17 protein-coding genes and 1 pseudogene are annotated in these 18,039 nt (G+C 71.1%); 10 read left to right on the top strand and 8 right to left on the bottom strand.

Going from position 1 to position 18,039, the window contains the following annotated elements; all coding sequences use genetic code 11:
* Positions 1 to 762: 762 nt before the first annotated feature.
* The 5 genes and pseudogenes from ACWC0C_RS13185 to ACWC0C_RS13165 form a co-directional block, all read left to right on the top strand.
* Positions 763 to 2,811 (top strand): annotated as a pseudogene (locus ACWC0C_RS13185) (DHA2 family efflux MFS transporter permease subunit); the annotation flags it as partial.
* 142 nt (positions 2,812 to 2,953) lie between these two features.
* Complete coding sequence (locus ACWC0C_RS13180) at positions 2,954 to 3,676, top strand: helix-turn-helix transcriptional regulator (protein WP_449201139.1); 723 nt, start codon at positions 2,954 to 2,956, stop codon at positions 3,674 to 3,676.
* 50 nt (positions 3,677 to 3,726) lie between these two features.
* On the top strand, positions 3,727 to 4,149 hold the full coding sequence (locus tag ACWC0C_RS13175; RefSeq protein WP_450863804.1) for a nuclear transport factor 2 family protein: 423 nt from the start codon (positions 3,727 to 3,729) through the stop codon (positions 4,147 to 4,149).
* A gap of 77 nt (positions 4,150 to 4,226) precedes the next feature.
* Positions 4,227 to 4,856, top strand: coding sequence for a hypothetical protein (locus tag ACWC0C_RS13170; protein ID WP_449201137.1), 630 nt, complete (start codon positions 4,227 to 4,229; stop codon positions 4,854 to 4,856).
* Positions 4,857 to 4,861: 5 nt separating this feature from the next.
* Positions 4,862 to 5,740, top strand: coding sequence for a hypothetical protein (locus tag ACWC0C_RS13165; protein ID WP_450863802.1), 879 nt, complete (start codon positions 4,862 to 4,864; stop codon positions 5,738 to 5,740).
* Here the strand turns inward: ACWC0C_RS13165 and ACWC0C_RS13160 are convergent.
* A complete protein-coding gene (locus ACWC0C_RS13160) occupies positions 5,697 to 6,131 on the bottom strand; it encodes a DnaJ family domain-containing protein (RefSeq protein WP_450863800.1) in 435 nt (144 codons plus the stop codon). The genes ACWC0C_RS13165 and ACWC0C_RS13160 overlap by 44 nt on opposite strands.
* A 99-nt stretch (positions 6,132 to 6,230) precedes the next feature.
* Here ACWC0C_RS13160 and ACWC0C_RS13155 point away from each other — a divergent pair, with 99 nt between their 5' ends.
* On the top strand, positions 6,231 to 6,623 hold the full coding sequence (locus ACWC0C_RS13155) for a hypothetical protein (RefSeq protein WP_449201134.1): 393 nt from the start codon (positions 6,231 to 6,233) through the stop codon (positions 6,621 to 6,623).
* A gap of 29 nt (positions 6,624 to 6,652) precedes the next feature.
* Here ACWC0C_RS13155 and ACWC0C_RS13150 read toward each other — a convergent pair whose 3' ends face one another.
* The 3 genes from ACWC0C_RS13150 to proP all read right to left on the bottom strand — a co-directional run bounded on the left by ACWC0C_RS13150 (position 6,653) and on the right by proP (position 9,959).
* Positions 6,653 to 7,324 (bottom strand): O-methyltransferase, encoded by a 672-nt coding sequence (locus ACWC0C_RS13150; RefSeq protein WP_449201133.1) that lies wholly within the window; start codon positions 7,322 to 7,324, stop codon positions 6,653 to 6,655.
* A gap of 47 nt (positions 7,325 to 7,371) precedes the next feature.
* On the bottom strand, positions 7,372 to 8,478 hold the full coding sequence (locus tag ACWC0C_RS13145) for a DUF2330 domain-containing protein (protein WP_450863797.1): 1,107 nt from the start codon (positions 8,476 to 8,478) through the stop codon (positions 7,372 to 7,374).
* 92 nt (positions 8,479 to 8,570) lie between these two features.
* The gene (gene proP / locus ACWC0C_RS13140) at positions 8,571 to 9,959 is read right to left on the bottom strand and encodes a glycine betaine/L-proline transporter ProP (RefSeq protein WP_450863795.1); all 1,389 of its coding nucleotides are present in this window, start codon (positions 9,957 to 9,959) and stop codon (positions 8,571 to 8,573) included.
* A 390-nt stretch (positions 9,960 to 10,349) separates the two neighbouring features.
* Between proP and ACWC0C_RS13135 the strand changes: the two genes are divergently transcribed.
* Complete coding sequence (locus tag ACWC0C_RS13135) at positions 10,350 to 12,389, top strand: bifunctional glycosyltransferase 87/phosphatase PAP2 family protein (RefSeq protein ID WP_450864069.1); 2,040 nt, start codon at positions 10,350 to 10,352, stop codon at positions 12,387 to 12,389.
* On the opposite strand, the gene ACWC0C_RS13130 is transcribed toward ACWC0C_RS13135, so the two are convergent.
* On the bottom strand, positions 12,337 to 12,804 hold the full coding sequence (locus ACWC0C_RS13130) for an ATP-binding protein (RefSeq protein ID WP_450863793.1): 468 nt from the start codon (positions 12,802 to 12,804) through the stop codon (positions 12,337 to 12,339). The genes ACWC0C_RS13135 and ACWC0C_RS13130 overlap by 53 nt on opposite strands.
* Positions 12,805 to 12,876: 72 nt before the next feature.
* Here ACWC0C_RS13130 and ACWC0C_RS13125 point away from each other — a divergent pair, with 72 nt between their 5' ends.
* A complete protein-coding gene (locus tag ACWC0C_RS13125) occupies positions 12,877 to 13,704 on the top strand; it encodes a helix-turn-helix domain-containing protein (protein ID WP_450864067.1) in 828 nt (275 codons plus the stop codon).
* The gene (locus tag ACWC0C_RS13120) at positions 13,685 to 13,873 is read left to right on the top strand and encodes a DUF397 domain-containing protein (protein WP_450863791.1); all 189 of its coding nucleotides are present in this window, start codon (positions 13,685 to 13,687) and stop codon (positions 13,871 to 13,873) included. The genes ACWC0C_RS13125 and ACWC0C_RS13120 overlap by 20 nt, the downstream gene beginning before the upstream one ends.
* Here the strand turns inward: ACWC0C_RS13120 and ACWC0C_RS13115 are convergent.
* Positions 13,857 to 15,026 (bottom strand): steroid 3-ketoacyl-CoA thiolase, encoded by a 1,170-nt coding sequence (locus ACWC0C_RS13115; protein ID WP_449201127.1) that lies wholly within the window; start codon positions 15,024 to 15,026, stop codon positions 13,857 to 13,859. The genes ACWC0C_RS13120 and ACWC0C_RS13115 overlap by 17 nt on opposite strands.
* A 245-nt stretch (positions 15,027 to 15,271) precedes the next feature.
* Here ACWC0C_RS13115 and ACWC0C_RS13110 point away from each other — a divergent pair, with 245 nt between their 5' ends.
* Positions 15,272 to 16,507 (top strand): cytochrome P450, encoded by a 1,236-nt coding sequence (locus tag ACWC0C_RS13110; protein WP_450863789.1) that lies wholly within the window; start codon positions 15,272 to 15,274, stop codon positions 16,505 to 16,507.
* A 104-nt stretch (positions 16,508 to 16,611) separates the two neighbouring features.
* On the opposite strand, the gene ACWC0C_RS13105 is transcribed toward ACWC0C_RS13110, so the two are convergent.
* Positions 16,612 to 17,310 (bottom strand): YoaK family protein, encoded by a 699-nt coding sequence (locus ACWC0C_RS13105; RefSeq protein WP_450863787.1) that lies wholly within the window; start codon positions 17,308 to 17,310, stop codon positions 16,612 to 16,614.
* Between the two features lie 114 nt (positions 17,311 to 17,424).
* Positions 17,425 to 17,838, bottom strand: coding sequence for an aggregation-promoting factor C-terminal-like domain-containing protein (locus ACWC0C_RS13100; protein ID WP_449201124.1), 414 nt, complete (start codon positions 17,836 to 17,838; stop codon positions 17,425 to 17,427).
* Between the last annotated feature and the right edge of the window lie 201 nt (positions 17,839 to 18,039).

Below are 18,039 nucleotides of genomic sequence, written 5' to 3'. Positions count from 1 at the left end.
GTCGTGTCTCGGCGTCCGGCTGCCGGCCGGAAGTCGTCGGCGTCGGTCGTGTCTCCGCCTCGGGCGGCAAGCCGGGATCGGTCGGCCCCGGCCGTGTCTCCGCCTCGGGCGGCAAGCCAGGCACGGTCGGCCCCGGCCCCGTCTCCGCCTCGGGTCGCAAGCCAGGCACAGCCATCGACACCCGCGTGCCCGTGCCCGTCAAGCCCGGCGCAGCCGTCGACACCCGCGTTTCCCCTGCGTCCGTCAAGCCCGGCGCATCCGCCGATACCCGAGTTTCCCCCGCGCCCGGCAAGCCCGGTGCAGCCGCCGGTGCTCGTGAAGTCGTGTCGGATGTCGCACCCGTCATGGTCGGTGCCCCGTCGGTGCCGGTGAGCGCACCGCTCGTGTCCGGTGGGCCAACGCCCCCTGCCCCTGCCGTTTCCACGGGGTGGGGCTCGTCGGTTGCCGCGGTCACATACGGCCGTATCCGTAAGGGATGGAAGTCCTCCGCCGCTGCCGCCTCGGCCGTGCGGGTCTCGCGCAGGGCCTCGGCCGTGCGCTCGGTGCAGTCGCAGGACGGGCTTCGGTCCGGGCCCCTCGGTGTGCCGCACTCCGGGCAGGTGTGGCCCTCGGATTCAGTCACGTGTTCGTCCCTCCCCTCACGAACTCCCGACACTATGCGCATCTTCTTCGCATCCGCCGCCGGAAACGCGGGACTCAACAGGCCATAAACGGTGACACCGACCACGATGGAAGAGGTGCACTCGAGCCCCAGAGTCCCGGGAGGTCTCCATGGCCTTGGACACGCACGGCGCGGAGAAGGAGATGCGGGCCGCCGAGCACGTCTCCGGCAACGTGTTCGTCTCGATCGGCGCCCTGCTCCTCGGGCTGCTGCTCGCCGCGCTCGACCAGACGATCGTCTCGACCGCGCTGCCCACGATCGTCAGCGACCTCGGCGGCCTGGAGCACCTGTCCTGGGTGGTCACCGCCTATCTGCTGGCCTCGACCGCCGCGACCCCGCTGTGGGGCAAGCTCGGCGACCAGTATGGCCGGAAACGGCTGTTCCAGACCGCCATCGTGATCTTCCTCGTCGGCTCGGCGCTGTGCGGCATGGCGCAGAACATGGCCGAGTTGATCGGGTTCCGCGCCCTGCAGGGGCTGGGCGGCGGCGGGCTGATGGTGCTGTCCATGGCGATCGTCGGCGACATCGTGCCGCCGCGTGAACGCGGGCGCTATCAGGGCCTGTTCGGGGCCGTGTTCGGTGCGACGAGCGTGCTGGGCCCGCTGCTCGGCGGGCTGTTCACCGAGCAGCTGAGCTGGCGCTGGGTGTTCTACGTCAATCTCCCCGTCGGCGTCGTCGCGCTCGCCGTGATCGCCACCGCCCTGCACATCCCGCGCCGCACCGCCCACCACGTCATCGACTACCTCGGCACCTTCCTGATCGCCGCCGTCGCCACCTGTCTGGTCCTGGTCGCCTCCCTCGGCGGTACGACATGGGCCTGGGGCTCGGCGCAGATCATCGGGCTGGCCGTGCTGGGTGTCGTACTCGGCGTGGCGTTCGTGGCCGTCGAGCGGCGGGCCGCCGAACCCGTGCTGCCGCTGAAGCTGTTCGGCATCCGCACCTTCACCCTCGCCGCCGTCATCAGCTTCATCGTCGGCTTCGCCATGTTCGGCGCGATGACGTACCTGCCGACCTTCCTCCAGGTCGTGCACGGCGTCTCGCCGACCATGTCCGGGGTGCACATGCTGCCGATGGTGTTCGGCCTGCTGCTGTCCTCGACCGTCTCCGGGCAGATCGTCAGCCGTACCGGCCGCTGGAAGGTGTTCCCGCTCACCGGCACCGCCGTCACCGCCATCGGACTGCTTCTGCTGCACCGGCTCGACGAGCACAGCTCGACCGCCCGGATGAGCACCTACTTCTTCGTGTTCGGCCTCGGACTCGGCCTGGTCATGCAGGTCCTCGTCCTCATCGTGCAGAACGCGGTGTCGTACGAGGACCTCGGCGTCGCCACCTCCGGCGCGACCTTCTTCCGCTCCATCGGCGCCTCCTTCGGCGTGGCGATCTTCGGCACGGTCTTCGCGAGCCGCCTCGGCGACAAGCTCGCCGCCGCCTTCCGGGGCGTGAGCCTGCCCCCCGGCGTGTCCGCCAACGCCCTCAAGTCCGACCCGCGCGGCATCGCCGCCCTGCCGCCCACCCTGCGCCCGGCAGCCCTGCACGCCTACGCGGCCGCGATCACCGACGTCTTCCTCTACGCCGCCCCCGTCGCCCTCCTCGGCTTCCTGCTGGCCTGGTTCCTGAAGGAGGACCGGCTGCGCGGCTCGGTCACCGCGCCGGACGTCTCCGAGACCATCCCGCCCAACCCGGTCGAGCGGTCCTCCTACGACGAGTGCAGCCGGGCCCTGTCGCTGCTCGGCACCCGCGAGGGCCGCCGCGAGGTCTACCGGAAGATCACCGAACGGGCCGGGTACGACCTGCTGCCCGCCGCCAGCTGGATGCTGCTGCGCATCCGCAAGTACGGCTCGGTCGAGCCGGCCGTGCTCGCCGAGCGCAGCCCCGTCCCGCTCGAGGCGGTCCTCGCCGCCGCCCGCCAGGTCGAGGAACGGCACCTCGCCGAACGCCGGGGCCTGGACCTGTACTTGACCGTGTCCGGCCGCGAGGTCGCCGAACGGCTCGCGAAGGCCCGCGAGGAGTCCCTCGCCGAACTCCTCGGCGACTGGTGGCAGCCCGGCCGCTCGACCGACCTGACCCAGCTCGTCAGGGAACTCACCGGCGAACTGTGCGGCACCGAGCGCGAACGCCCGCGCAACGGGGCGACGGCCAGGGTCAGCTGACCGCCGCTCACCGGGGTTCGGCGCGGCTGGTTGCCGTTGGTCGCGGTTGGTCGCGCCCACCCGGCGGAGCCGCGTATCGACACGGGCCCCGTCCCTGGGCAGTTGCGGCCCCGTCGGCCGGATGTTCCGCAGACTGTCTGCCGTGAACCGCACCGACCGCCTCTACGCCCTCGTCGAGGAGCTGCGCGCCGCCGCTCCCCGCCCCCGCAGCGCCCGTGCGCTCGCCCGGCGCTTCGAGGTCAGTGTCCGCACGATCGAGCGGGACCTGGCCGCGTTGCAGCAGTCCGGGGTGCCCATCCACGCCGAGCCGGGCCGCAGCGGCGGGTACGTCCTCGACCGGGAACGCACGCTGCCGCCGCTGACCATCACCCCGGCCGAGGCGACCGCCCTCGCCGTCGGGCTGCAGGCCCTCGCCGGGACGCCGTTCGCGGTGGACGCGCGCAGCGCGCTGCACAAGGTGCTGGCCGTGTTGCCGCAACGGGAGCGGCGGGCGGCGGCCGAGCTGACCGGCCGGGTACGGCTGCTCGTGCCGGCCGCCCGCCCGGCGCCGCCCGCCGGACCCGCGGTGCCCGCCGCGCTCCGGGAGGCGCTGACGGCGGGCCGGGTGCTGCGCCTGGAGTACGCCGACGCCGCCGGCCGGGTCACCGCGCGGGACGTGGAACCGCTCGGCTTCCTCGGCGGCGCCGAGCACTGGTATCTGGCCGGCTGGTGCCGGTTGCGGGACGCACCGCGCGGCTTCCGGCTGGACCGGGTCCGCACGGCGACGGCCCTGGACGAGCGGGTCCCGCACCGAGCGGTCGACCTCGCCGCCCTGGACACCCTCGGCTCCGATGTCGTACCGCTCGATGCGGCGACCGTGATGTGACGGCAATCACCGACAGGGGGGTGTCGCGGGCCGAGCGGAAGCTGATGCCCATGACACCGACATCGACATCAACATCGACACCAGCACTCATCTCGCAGGCAACCGGCATCGCCCTCTTCGACCGCTGGACCGCGCTGTGGAACGGCGACCTCAGCGACCCGGAGGCCTTCCTCGCCCCCGGCTTCCGCATCCGCTTCGCCAACGATCCCGAGAGGGGGGCCGTCACCGACGAGGTCCACGGCCCGGCCGGGATCGTCGGCCTGGTCTCCGACTTCCGCGAGGAGAAGCCGGGACTGCGGTACGCCGTCGACGGAACGCCGCTGGTGGACGGCGAGCTGGGCCGGGTCGCCTGCTGCTGGTACGTGACCCTGGCGGACGGCACGCAGAAGAGCGGGATCGATCTGCTGGAGGTGGTGGACGGGCGTATCGCGACGGTCTGGTCGGTGACCGGACTGCGCCGCTTCGCAGGCTGAGTGCCGTTTGTGGCTCCCCTTCCGGGTCACCCGGAGGGGGAGCCGGTCAGTGAGGCCGGCCGGATCGGAAGGCAGCCATGTCCACAGGCATGATCGTGTTGGTGGTGATCGTGGCGGTCGTGGTCGTCGGTGCGGCCACCGCCCTGATCCTGCGTGGCCGCGGCCGGCGCGGGCCCGGTCTGAAGCAGCGTTTCGGGCCCGAGTACGAGCGGACCGTGGCCCTGCACGAGGGGGACACCAAGGCCGCCGAACGGGAGCTGGCCGAGCGTGTCGAACACCATGGTGACCTGCGGGAACGGCCGCTGGACCCGGCCGGGCGCGAGCGGTACGAGGCTCGCTGGACGGCCGTACAGGAACACTTCGTCGACGCGCCGCGGCAGGCGGTGGCCGAGGCCGACCGGCTGCTCGCGGAGCTCGCCGTCGCGCGCGGCTACCCGGACGGGGGGCACTACGAGGAGCAGTTCGCCGCGCTGTCCGTGCACCACGCCGACCACGTCGACGGCTATCGGCAGGTGCATCGGGTCGCCCGCGCCGGGGCGAGCGACGCGATGACCGAGGCCGGCTCCGGGACCGAGGAGATGCGTACGGCGCTCGTCGGCGCCCGCGCCCTCTTCGACGACCTGACCCAGGTCGGCGGGGGCGGCTCGGGCCGCCACCGGGCCCATGGCTCTCGGGCCCTCGGCAGGAGCCACGCGAAGGAAAGTTGACGGCCATGTCGGACAGGACGACGAGCGGCCCCGGCGACGAACGCCCCACCGGCCGCATCCCGCAGCCACCGGACGAGGACTGGACCCCCGAGGACGCACACGTCCCAAGGGACCCCCTACCGGAGGAACGCCTCCCCGACGACCGCACCCCGGAGGACGCACCACCGCACCCTCCGGGCCCGGCGGGCATGAACACCGCGCGCGGCCGAAGCGCTGAGGAGCCCGGCCCCGGCCCCGGCAGAGAGGGCCTGACAGCCGACGACCGCACACCAGAGGATGCCCCCACCCACCGTCCGGAACCCGCACACCCACCGGGTCCGGCCGACACCGAGGGCCTACGACCCGGCACGGAAGACCTGGCATCCGCCAACACCACCGCCGAACCCCCACCCCGCCCCGGAAGGGAACCCGTACCGAGCGAAGGCCGAATGGCGGGTGAGAGTTCGATGCCCGACGACGGGCTGGGCGTGCCCTCTCCCGGTGATGTGACCGGGCGCGAGGCGCACACGACCGAGTCGCGGGCGCCGGACACCTGGCCGACGGCACCGGGACGCGCGGGCACCGTCGGCGAGGCGGGACCCGCCCCCTCCGGTACCGGTGCGCCGCTGCTGTCGCATGACGAGACGGACCGGTGGGAGCGGCGGATACGGGAGGTGGCTGCCGGGTTCGTGGACCGGCCTCACGGGGCCGTGGAGGAGGCCGATCGGGTGGTGGAGGAGATCGCGACGCGGTTCGGTGAGGCCGTGGCGCGGCGGCGGCGTACGCTGCGGCGCTCCTGGGAGGCCTCCGAGGACCGTGGCCCGGGGTCCGAGACCGACACCGAGCAGCTCAGGCTGGCCCTCAAGGACTACCGGGAGCTGGCCGGGCGTCTGCTGCACCTCTGAGTGACCGCCACTCGCGTACGACCTCCTCGACGTCGTACGGCTTCTTGCCCAGCGGAGGACCGGGCGGCGGCTTGAACATCATGTCCTTGATCTTGACGTTGACGTCCTCGATGATCTTCCGGGCCATCCGCTCCGAGGGCGCAGCGTACGCCGCCGCCAGCGCGTCCTCGGCCTCCTTGCGCAGGGCGAGGGCGGGAGGCAGGACGGACAGGCCCTCGCGCGCCATCTTCCGTTTGACCCACCACAGTTCGTCGTAGGCGGCGTCGAGGTCGGCGGGCAGCGGCTCGCCCGTGCCGGGCAGCCGCTCGAACTCGCCGCGCCCCTGCGCGTCACGGATCTGCTTGTCGACCCAGGACTCGAACGGCACCCCGGGTGGCTTTCGCTCGGTCATGAACCCATTGTGCCGGACGCGGCCCGGCCGGGCGTTTTATCATGCGGCGGCGGTACGACAATCCGGCCGCCGTGCAGGGACGTCACAGGGGGAACACGCGTGCTCGAACTCACCATGGCCACCGTCTCCGGGGCCGACGCGGGCGCCACGGCCGGCATGACGATGGCCGACGCGCCGAGCGAGCCGGGCGCCGTGCTCCGGGTCGGCCGGGACGCCTCCGTGTGCCGGCTGGTCACCCCGGAGGACTGGCTGTTCGTCTCCCGGGTGCACCTGGAGTTCCTGTGCGGCCCCGACGGCGGCTGGCAACTCACCTGGCTGCGCGGCTCCCAGGCCGACCCGGCCTCCGAAGTACGGCTGGCCGTCGGGGAGTACGCCCAGCCCCTCGGCTACGGCGCGACCGTACGGCTGCCGCACGGCGGGTCCGGCGAGATCGTCGTCCAGGACCGCACCGCGCCGCGCAGCGTCAACGTCGGCTTCTTCCACGAGGTTTGAGCCACTAGCCCAGCGATCGCGGCGGCGGCTCAGGCCAGGACGCGGGCCAGCGCGAAGCCGTCGTAGCCCTTGGTGCCGACCGTCTGGATCGCCGTACCGCTCAGGCGTGGATGGGAGGCGATCAGCTCGATCGCGGCGCGCGTGCCCACCACGTCGGGTGCGGTGCTGCCCGCGTCGGCGACCCGGCCGCCGCGTACCACGTTGTCCAGGACGATCAGGCTGCCGGTGCGGGTGAGCCGTAGCGCCCACTCCACGTAGTGCTCGTTGTTGGCCTTGTCGGCGTCGATGAAGACCAGGTCGAACGGGGCCGGATTCTCGTCGGCCAGCTGGGGCAGCGAGTCCAGGGCCGCGCCCACCCGCACCTCCGCGATCTTGTCCAGGCCGGCCCGGGCGAGGTTCCGGGTGGCTACTTCCGCGTGCTTGGGGTCGTACTCCAGCGACACCAGTCTGCCGTCCTCGGGCAGGGCCCGGGCCAGCCAGATCGTGCTGTAACCGCCGAGTGTGCCGATCTCCAGGATGTGCCGCGCGCCCTGCACCTGGGCGAGCAGCTGGAGGAGCTTGCCCTGTGTCGCGGTGACGGCGATGTCCGGCAGCCCCGCGGCTTCGTTCTCGCGCAGGGCCGCCTGCAGCGCCTCGTCATCGGGGGCGAGTTGGCTGGTGAAGTAGTCGTCGACGTCGTCCCAGAGTGGGGAGTCGCTCATGGTCCCGCTGCCTTTCCCGAGTGTCTGCCCTTCCCGCCGACATCGTCTCAGCCGATGGGCGCCGACGGGGTGATCGTCGGCCGTTTCACCGCCCGCAGGCTCCGTACGACGATCACGGCGATGCCCGCCGCGATCACGAGCAGGACGCCGCCGACGGTGAGCAGCCAGGCCGGGATCCCGGCGATCTCGCGCATCCGGTAGTCGTAGATCACCTGCTGGACCGGGGTGTCGGCGGCGGCCCGGCGCAGCTCGTGGTCGCCGGAGATACGGGCCGGGTCGGGGAACCGCTGGGTGAGCGCGGTCAGGTACGGCGTGCCCGCGGCCAGCTTCCCGAGGGCGTCGCCGTGTGCGTGCAGGCGGCCCGCGAAGACCACGCTGGGCTGGAGGCCGCCGATCGCCGAGCGGGTCTCCATGCGGTGCGCGGCGAGGACGTACAGGCCGAGCGACTGCGGGAGGCTCGCCAGGCGGGACAGCCGCATCGGGTACACCGGGCCGTCCGCGGCGAAGGTGAGGTGGATCGGGTCCAGCGCGCCGTGCAGTGCGGTGCCGTTGCCGTCGCCGGTGTCCGGGGCGAGGCGGACGGCCACGTACTCCCAGTGCCGGTCGACGTACGGCTGCAGGGCCGTCTTCAGACGGGCGGGGAGGGAGAAGCCGTGCGTGTGCAGCCAGTCGCCGAGTGCGGCGGGGTCGGTGGCGGTCAGCCGGGCCACGTCGAAGGGGCCGAGCCGCTGGCGGCCGACCACCCCGACGCCGCCGTCGGCGCCGGGGGCGGGGGCGTCGGCTGCCATGTCGCGGTCGTCGAAGGGCCAGTCGCCGTTTTTTGGCCAGAAGTAGTCGCGGGTGCGGTGCACCGGGGCGATGGCGGTGGCCAGCTGGTCGAAGAGGGCGGGGTCACCGAGGCGGACGGTGGCGCGGTGCGGGACGGGCATGATCCAGGCGGCGTGTCGCGCGTCGCCGTTCACTGTCAGCCGCATCACGATCTGCTCTTCGCGGCCGTCCCAGCGCAGCACGGACTGCTCGTTGGCCACGGAGATCTGCGTCGCGGGGTCCGGCACCATCGCACCGCAGCCGCAGGCGTAGGCCGGGGCGATGAGCCAGGTCAGCTGGATGCCGAGGAGGGTGAGGAGCAGGCTGAGTATTCGGGCGCGATTCACAGGGCAACAGACGGTGCCGCCCTGTAAACGGTTCCGGCGCTGGCGGCGGCACTACAAGGCCGACGGCGCTGCAACTCCCCAGGGGCGCGGGGCTACGGCGCTGGGCGACCCTCCACCGCCGGGGCGGAACCCGGCAGCGGCCGTCCCGCCGACTCCGACATCCGCCACACGGCGAACCCGCCCACCACAGCCGCGGCCATCATGTAGTACGCGGGCATCATCATGTTCCCCGTCGCCCCGATCAGCGCGGTCACGACCAGCGGAGTCGTCCCGCCGAACAGGGACACGGACACGTTGAAGCCGATGGACAGGGAGCCGTACCGCACCCGCGTCGGGAAGAGAGCGGGCAGCGCGGCCGGCATGGCCGCCGTGAAGCACACCAGGAGCAGCCCCAGCGCACCCATGCCCAGCGCGACAGCGAGCAGGCTGCCCTGGCGGATCAGCAGCAGCGCCGGGACGGACAGGAACAGGAAGCCCGCACAGCCCGCGGCGATCACCGGACGCCGGCCGATCCGGTCGGTCAGCGCACCCGCGAACGGCTGGACGATCATCATCAGGGCCATCACGCCCAGCACGACCAGCAGCCCGTGCGTCTCGTCGTACTTCAGCTCACTGGTCAGATAGCTCGGCATGTACGACAGCAGCATGTAGTCGGTGACGTTGAAGACCAGCACCAGGCCCATGCACAGCAGCAGCGCCTTCCACTGGCCCGCCACCATCTCGCGCAGCGGCACCTTCGGCCGGGAAGCCTCCGCCTTCTCGACCTCCGCCGCGAACGCCGGGGTCTCCTCGAGCCGCATCCGCAGGTACAGGCCGATGATGCCCATCGGGCCCGCGATCAGGAACGGGATGCGCCAGCCCCACGACACCAGGTCGTCGGAGGAGAGCAGCGCGGTCATCAGGGTGACCAGACCCGCGCCGCCGATGTAACCGGCCAGCGTGCCGAACTCCAGCCAGCTGCCGAAGAAGCCGCGCTTCTTGTCGGGGGCGTACTCGGCGATGAAGGTCGACGCGCCCGCGTACTCACCGCCCGTGGAGAAGCCCTGCACCAGCCGGGCGGCCAGGAGCAGCAGCGGCGCGCCCACGCCGATCGTCGCGTACGACGGAATCAGGCCGATCGCGAACGTACCCGCCGCCATCATGATCATCGTGAGGGCGAGCACCTTCTGGCGGCCCACGCGGTCGCCCAGCGGGCCGAAGACCATGCCACCGAGCGGACGGACCAGGAAGGCCGCCGCGAAGGCGCCGAATGTCGACAGCAGCTGCGCGGTCGGGTTGCCGGACGGGAAGAAGACCTTGCCCAGGGTGACCGCGATGTAGCTGTAGACGCCGAAGTCGAACCATTCCATCGCGTTGCCGAGCGCGGCCGCCTTCACGGCGCGCTTGACGAGCGCGGGGTCGGTCACGGTGACGTCGGCCGGGGCCTGTACGGCCCTCGGCGGGGTCTTCAGGGACGGGGAGACGGCTGTGGCGGTCGCCAAAACGGGGCTCGCCTACCTTTCGACGGGGACAGAGGCGCGGCCCGTACGGCGACACTGCCGGGAAACGGGCCGAAAACCGACCATAGGGGGACTTCGGCCCCTTACGGCGCGTATGCGGTTAGTTGCACAGTGCAGCTAAACGGCGCATACGCAGGTACGTCTGCCCGCTCGGCGCGCGTCATGCCACCCCTCGGCTGTGATCCTTGTCGCGCCACGTGAGGGCAACCACCCCTACCCCTGACCGTCGTCATCCGGACAAAAGGAGAACGGACGTCAGGTGAAGCGGGGGTGGCCCGCGTCCTTCTCCGGGGGGATGCGAGCCCCATAGGGTTCGCGGAAGAACTCGGCGTGAACAACGCCGGGACCTACGGGGCGGGAGGCCGGCGAGGCGTGGCGAACGTGGAGCACAGCGGGCGACCGGCGGACACCCTCGGAAACGGCGCGGCAGACGAACGGCTGCTCGCGGCCCGGCTCGCCCTGTGGACGGTGGCGACGATCCTCGCGGTACGGCAACTGGCCGTCGTCCTCACCACGCCGAGCACCGAGCGGCTGACCGACCTGGAGACCTGGGTCGGCCCGCACGGCGTCCTCCATGTGAAGGGATCGCTCTACGACTCGACCCGGTTCACCGGCACCCCCTTCGCCGGCCTGGTCCTCAAACCCCTCACCCGCTCCGCGCAGGCCGCCCTCGGCTGGGGCTGGACCTTCGGCACGCTGCTGCTGGTCGTCGCCCTCGGCCTGGTCGCCGCCCGCGCACTGCCCCAGCCGATCGGCCGCCGCACCTCCCTGCTGGCCGCGCCGGTCGCGATCAGCCTGCTCATGCTGTCCCTGCCCGTCCGCAACGCCCTGTGGCTCGGCCAGACCAGCATCATCCCGGTGCTGTTCGTCCTGCTCGGCTGCTTCACCGCACGCAGCGAGCGGCAGAGCGGGCTGTGTATCGGCCTGGCCGCCGCCCTGCAGCCGGCCATGCTGCTCTTCGCCCCGCTGATGTGGTTCACCGGACGCCGCCGGGCCGCCGTCGCCACGGCCGGCACCTTCGCCACCTGCACCGCGCTCGCCTGGGCGGCGCTGCCGCACGACTCGTACACGTACTGGGTGCACCACATGGCCGGGACGGGCCTCGGCGGCAAGGCCGACGCCCTCGGCAACCAGTCCCTGCACGGCGCCCTGCTCCGCCTCGGCCTCACCGGCCCGCTGGAGATCACCCTCTTCCTCCTGCTCGGCGCCGCCGTCGCCGCCCTCGGCCTGCGCCGCGCCGTCCACTACGCCCACGACGGGCAGCTGCTGCTCGCCGTCGCCATCACCGGCTGCGCCGCCGTCGCCGTGTCCCCCACCGCCTGGCAGCACCAGCTGCTGTGGGTGCTGCTCGCCATGGTCGGCCGGGTCGGCAGGCGGGCCTCCGACCGCTACGTCTGGCCGGTCGCGATGATCCTGGTGACGACCCTCCCGGCGAAGATGATGCTGCCGCACATGTCGGTGCTGTTCCCGCTGCGCGACAACCTTGTCCTCCTCGCGGCCCTCACCGCCGCCACGGCCGCCCCCTTCCTCTCCCGGACGTCCCCCCACTACCAGACCCCGACCCCGACGCAGTACGCCCCGGCCGCCCCGCCCCGCTTCCGACGCGTCCCCCTCCTGCCCTACCTCCGCCGGGTCCTGACCCGCCCGAACCTGCTGCTGGAACTGCTGCTCATGCGCGTTGTCTACGCCGCCTACCAGCAGGTCCGCCTCGCCGCGACCGGCGGCACCATTTCCGGCGGCCGGGCCCGGGCCGAGCACCACGGGCACATCGTCCTCGACATCGAACGCTTCCTGCACATCGACATCGAGCACTGGGCCAACCACGCCGTCGCGAAGGTCGGCTGGCTGCGGGACTTCTTCGGCTTCTACTACGAGTCCTTCCACTTCGTAGTGCCCCTGACCATCCTCGCCGTCCTCTACTGGCGCCGCCCCGTCGACTACCGCTGGGCCCGCGCCTCCCTCGGCTTCGCCACCTTCCTCGCCCTGATCGGCTTCTGGCTCTTCCCGCTGGTCCCGCCGCGCCTGATGCCCGGGCTCGGCATCATCGACACCGTCCACGGCGTCCAGGACTTCTCCAAGCCGGACTACGGCACCCTGACCGGGCTCACCAACCAGTACGCGGCGATGCCGTCACTGCACTTCGGCTGGGCCCTGTGGTGCGGGGTGGTCATCGCGGTCATCGCCCCCAAGTGGTGGATGAAGGCCCTCGGCCTCCTGCACCCCCTCGTCACCGTCTCCGCCATCGTCGGTACCGGCAACCACTGGGTACTCGACGCGATCGGCGGCGCGGCGGTGGTGAGCGCGGGCTTCGGCCTGTCGTACGTGTTCCAGGGACCGAGGGCGAAGACGATTACGGCGGCTACGAGTGAGGGCGCCCAAGAGGCACGGAAGGTGAGCGTCGGCAGTGCGTGACCGTTGGGGTAATGCCGGCGGCCCCGCACTCGAACCAGACCGTCTTTCCGCCGGCGGCCCCCGGGGACACGCCCCACTTGTCGACCACGGCGTCCAGCAGGGCGAGGCCGCGTCCGCTTTCCGACTCCTCGTCCAATTCCCGCTTCGGCGACGGCAGCTGAGCGAACCCGTCGGTCACCTCGGCCCGTAGGCCCGCCGTTTGCCGCGCGAGCACTACGGTGCAGCGGCGGTCCGGCACGTGCCGTACGACGTTGGTGACCAGCTCGCTCACGCCCAGCTCCACGGCGAACGTCAGCTCCGGCAGCTGCCATTCCTGGAGCAGCGAGCGGACGATACGGCGGATGTGGCGGACCGAGTGCTCGCCGGCGATGAGGTTCATGCGGTACTGGGGAGTGTGGGGAATGTTGAGGTTCACAGGGCGAGGCTGACCTCGGATCACTACGGTGGGCTACAGGTTGAACACAACGGGTCCGAGAGGGGACTTGGCATGGTGAACATCAACACCCTCGACCCGAGCGCCTCACCGCTCGACTACTACGGCTTCGAGTTGCGCCGGTGCCGGGAGGCGGCGGGGCTCACGCAGAAACAGCTCGGGGACATCATCAACTTCACCGCGTCGCTGGTGGGCCAGGTGGAGACGGCCCGGAAGCTGCCGACGCTGGACTTCAGCCAGCGGTCGGATGCGGCGCTGTGCACGGGCGGGTTACTGACGCGGCTCCACCCCCTGGTGATGCGGAGTCAGCTTCCGGCGTGGTTCCAGGAGGTGGCTGAGCTGGAGGTGCGGGCGAGAGAGATCTGCTCGTTCCAGACGCACATGGTCCTCGGTCTGCTCCAGACTCCGGCTTACGCCCGTGCGGTGCTCGGAGCGCTGGACCGAAGCGACCTTGACGACCGCACTGCGGTCCGGCTGGCGCGCCAGAACATCTTGGAGAAGGGGGAACCGCCGGTCTTCTGGGCGGTCCTCAGTGAGGCTGCGCTCTACTTGGAGATCGGCGGCCGGGAGACCATGCGAGGCCAACTGACCCATCTGTTGACCTTCGAGGACGACCCACGGATCAACATCCAGGTGCTGCCCTTCTCCTGCGGAGCACACGCGGGGCTCACCGGCTCGTTCGACCTCTACCGGTTTGCTGGCGACCCGACCATCCTCTATACCGAGAGCTTCCGCAGTGGGCACCCCACGGCGAATCCTGAAACGGTCAAGGAGTGCTCGCTCCGTTACGATCATCTCCAAGCCTCCGCACTCTCCCTCAAGGACTCGGCGGAGTTGATCCGGCGCGTGATGGAGGACCGGTATGGAGAGCAAGTGGCGTAAGTCCAGCTACAGCAGCGACCAGGGCGGCCAGTGCGTCGAGGTCGCCGAACTGCCGGAAGCCACCATCGCCATCCGCGACTCAAAAACCCCGGCGGGACCGATCCTCACGATCGACCCCGCCGTGTTCACCGCCTTCGTCGCCTGGACCTCGGCTACAGCCGCTGAATGATCGTCCCGGTGGCCAGCCCGCCGCCCGCGCACATGGTGATGAGGGCGAACTCCTTGTCCGCGCGCTCCAGTTCGTGCAGGGCGGTGGTGATCAGGCGGGCGCCCGTCGCACCGACCGGGTGACCCAAGGCGATCCCACCACCGTTCACGTTGACCTTGTCCAGGTCCTGTTCGAAGACCTGGGCCCAGCTCAACACGACTGACGCGAACGCCTCGTTGATCTCGACCAGGTCGATGTCCTTCAGGGACATCCCCGCCTTGCCCAGCACCGCGCGCGTCGCGTCGATGGGCCCGTCCAGATGGAAGTGCGGGTCGGCGCCCACCAGCGCCTGGGCGACGATCCGCGCCCTCGGCTTCAGCTTCAGCGCCCGTGCCATCCGCTTGGACGCCCACATGATCGCCGCAGCCCCGTCCGAGATCTGCGACGAGTTGCCCGCCGTGTGGACCGCCGTCGGCATCACCGGCTTCAGGCGCGCCAGCGCCTCCAGGGACGTGTCCCGCAGGCCCTCGTCCTTGTCGACCAGGCGCCACATGCCCTGGCCGGCGTATTGCTCCTCCTCGGTGGTCGGGACCTGGACCGCGAAGGTCTCCCGCTTGAAACGTTCCTCCGCCCACGCCAGCGCCGCCCGCTCCTGGGAGCGAAGCCCCAGCGCGTCCACGTCCTCCCGCGTCAACCCCCTGTGCCGGGCGATCCGTTCGGCCGCCTCGAACTGGTTCGGCAGGTCCACGTTCCACTCGTCCGGGAACGGCTTCCCGGGGCCGTGCTTGGAGCCGGAGCCCAGCGGGACCCGGCTCATCGCCTCGACGCCGCAGCTGATGCCGACGTCGATCACCCCACCCGCCACCATGTTGGCCACCATGTGCGAGGCCTGCTGGGACGAACCGCACTGGCAGTCGACCGTCGTCGCCGCCGTCTCATACGGCAGCCCCATGGTCAGCCAGGCCGTGCGCGCGGGGTTCATGGACTGTTCGCCGGCGTGGGTGACCGTGCCGCCGACGATCTGCTCGACGGCGTCGGCGGGGATGCCGGTGCGGCCGAGGAGTTCACGGTAGGTCTCGCCCAGGAGATAGGCGGGGTGCAGATTGGCGAGCGCGCCGCCGCGCTTGCCGATCGGGGTGCGGACGGCTTCGACGATCACGGGTTCGGCGGCCATGGGTGCGGGTCCTCTCCGAGAGGGCTCTCCTCCAGAACTAGTACGCGTTCTAGTTCTGTTCAGCAGTCTGCTGACGCGATGTCCATCACCGCAAGGGTCTTGCAGGTGCCGAAGTTGCGATCTGCACGAATTCCGCACGGATTGGGGCCGCCGTACCCCTTGCCACTTGTAGAACCCGTTACTACCTTCACGGCACCCGCTGATGGGCCGTCAGAACGGACGCAGAACGGACGACGGGAGCCGCCATGCACTGCCCCGCGCTGCCCGACGGGTTCGACCTCACCGACCCCGACCTGCTCCACCACCGCGTTCCCCTGCCCGAGTTCGCCGAGCTGCGCCGCACCGAGCCGGTCCGCTGGATCCCGCAGCCGCACGGCATCGCGGGCTTCGCCGACGCCGGTTACTGGGCCGTGACCCGGCACGCGGACGTCAAGTACGTCTCCACGCACCCGGAACTCTTCTCCTCCACCGTCAACACCGCGATCATCCGGTTCAACGAGCACATCGAGCGCGACGCGATCGACGCACAGCGCCTCATCCTGCTCAACATGGATCCTCCGGAACATACGCGGGTGCGGCAGATCGTGCAGCGCGGCTTCACGCCACGTTCCATCCGCGCCCTGGAGGAGCGGCTCCGGGCGCGTGCGGAGGCGATCGTCGCGAAGGCCCGCGCGCGCTCCGGGCCGTTCGACTTCGTCACCGAGGTCGCCTGCGAACTGCCCCTCCAGGCCATCGCCGAGCTGATCGGGGTCCCGCAGGAGGACCGGTCCAAGATCTTCGACTGGTCCAACAAGATGATCGCCTACGACGATCCCGAGTACGCCATCACCGAGGAGGTCGGTGCCCAGTCGGCCGCCGAGATCATCGCCTACGCCATGAACATGGCTGCGGAGCGGAAGCAGTGCCCCGCCCACGACATCGTCACGACCCTCGTCGCGGCGGAGGACGAGGGCAACCTGAACTCCAACGAGTTCGGCTTCTTCGTGCTGATGCTGGCGGTGGCCGGCAACGAGACGACCCGCAACGCCATCACCCATGGCATGCACGGGTTCCTCACCCACCCCGAGCAGTGGGACCTCTTCAAGCGGGAGCGGCCGGGGACGACGGCCGAGGAGATAGTGCGCTGGGCCACCCCGGTCAACGCCTTCCAGCGGACGGCCACGCAGGACACCGGACTGGGCGGGGTCCTGATCAAGAAGGGCGATCGCGTCGGCCTGTTCTACGCCTCCGCCAACCACGACCCCGAGGTCTTCGCCGACCCCGACGCCTTCGACATCACCCGCGACCCCAACCCCCACCTGGGCTTCGGCGGTGGCGGCCCGCACTACTGCCTCGGCAAGTCCCTGGCAGTCCTGGAGATCGACCTGATCTTCCACGCGATCGCCGACGCGATGCCCGGCCTGCGGCTGGCCGAAGCGCCCCGGCGACTGCGCTCGGCGTGGATCAACGGAGTCAAGGAACTCCAGGTCACCACCGGCTGACCCCCCGTGGGTCGGCCCACCCCGAGGGAGGCAGGAGCACCCCTACCCCAACGCCCCGTTCCTGCCTCCCCCGAGGTCGGCGGCGATCGCGCGGTCGGCGGGGCTCATTCCCGTCCCGAAGCCACCGTCGCCAGCACCCCGGAGGCGAGGGCCGCGATCAGCAGGGGGATGCCCAGGCCGTGATGGAGGACCAGGAAGGCGCCGAGGCAGGCACCGGCGATCATCGCGATCACCGAGGCCGTGCGGCGCGGTGAGCGGTGGCTGGTGGCGTCGCCGAGCGGGGAATCGGAGGCCAGGCCGGTCAGGGTCATGGTCAGGACCGTGGTGGTGGTGAGCTGGGCGATCCCCAGCTTGCGGACGGTCGCGTTGCGCAGGCCCATCGCGTACCCGGTCAGGGCGATCAGGGCGTAGATCGTGCCGGTGGCGTGCGGCCGGGCGAAGGCGATGGCGGCCGCCAGGCCCACCAGGGCCGCCTCCGCCGTGAGGGTCAGGCGGGTCCAGCGGCGGCGCGAGCCGTTGCCGACGCGGGCCGTCAGCCGGCCGCCGGTCGCCGCGCCCAGCAGGAAGCACCCCAGCGAGGTGGCCGTATGCGGGACGGAGAAGCCGGGCGCACCGGCCGCCGCGAAGCCCAGGACGACCACATTGCCCGTCATGTTGGCCGTGAACACCCGGCCCAGCCCCAGATAACTGACGGCGTCGATGAGCCCGCTCACCACGGTCAGCGTCAACAGCACGACGACCAGCCGCAGCCCGCGCATTTCCGGGTCCGGCGCCGGTGTCCTCTCTCGCGGTGCCGTGGTCATGGCGACCACTTCACCACGGGGGTGGGGCCGTGGTCCGTACATACGCGCGCACCCTCGCCGAGGGGAGGGCGAGGGTGCGGTGCGTGATATGGGGCCGTCAGGCCTGGGTGCGGCTTAGTACCAGCCGTTCGCCTGCCAGAAGCTCCAGGCTTTGACCGGGCTGCCGTAGCGGGAGTTCATGTAGTCCAGGCCCCACTTGATCTGGGTGGCCGGGTTGGTCTTCCAGTCGGCACCGGCGGAGGCCATCTTGGAGGCCGGCAGGGCCTGGACCAGGCCGTAGGCGCCGGAGGAGCTGTTGGTGGCGGTCGGGTTCCAACCGCTCTCGTGCGAGACGATCTTGCTGAACGCATTGAACTGCGCGGCGTCCGGAATCATCTTGTGCGCGATCGCCTGGGCGGAGGAGGCCGAGGTGGAGGCGGCCTGGGCGGGCGCCGCGGAGAGCGCCATACCGGCGGTGGCGGCGGCCACGGCGGCGACGGTGAGGGCCTTCTTCGGGGAAGCGATGCGGCGGATGAAGGAAACGGACACGGAGAACCTCTTGCGTTCGGGGACAGGACATCGCCCGCATGGGGTGGGCCACGCGCTGTGGCCGTATGCGTCGGCGCCGCGGCCCGGTGGGCTCGTGGTGCCTGGCGACGTCGTCCAGAGAAGCAGCCCGAAAAGCCGTCCGCAATGACCCCTTTTACTAGTTGTGGCCGGATCGACGGCAAACATCGTCTCTGTGACGTG

It is taken from the genome of Streptomyces sp. NPDC001709, assembly GCF_053596375.1.
This window is presented reverse-complemented; position numbering and strand designations above follow the sequence as displayed.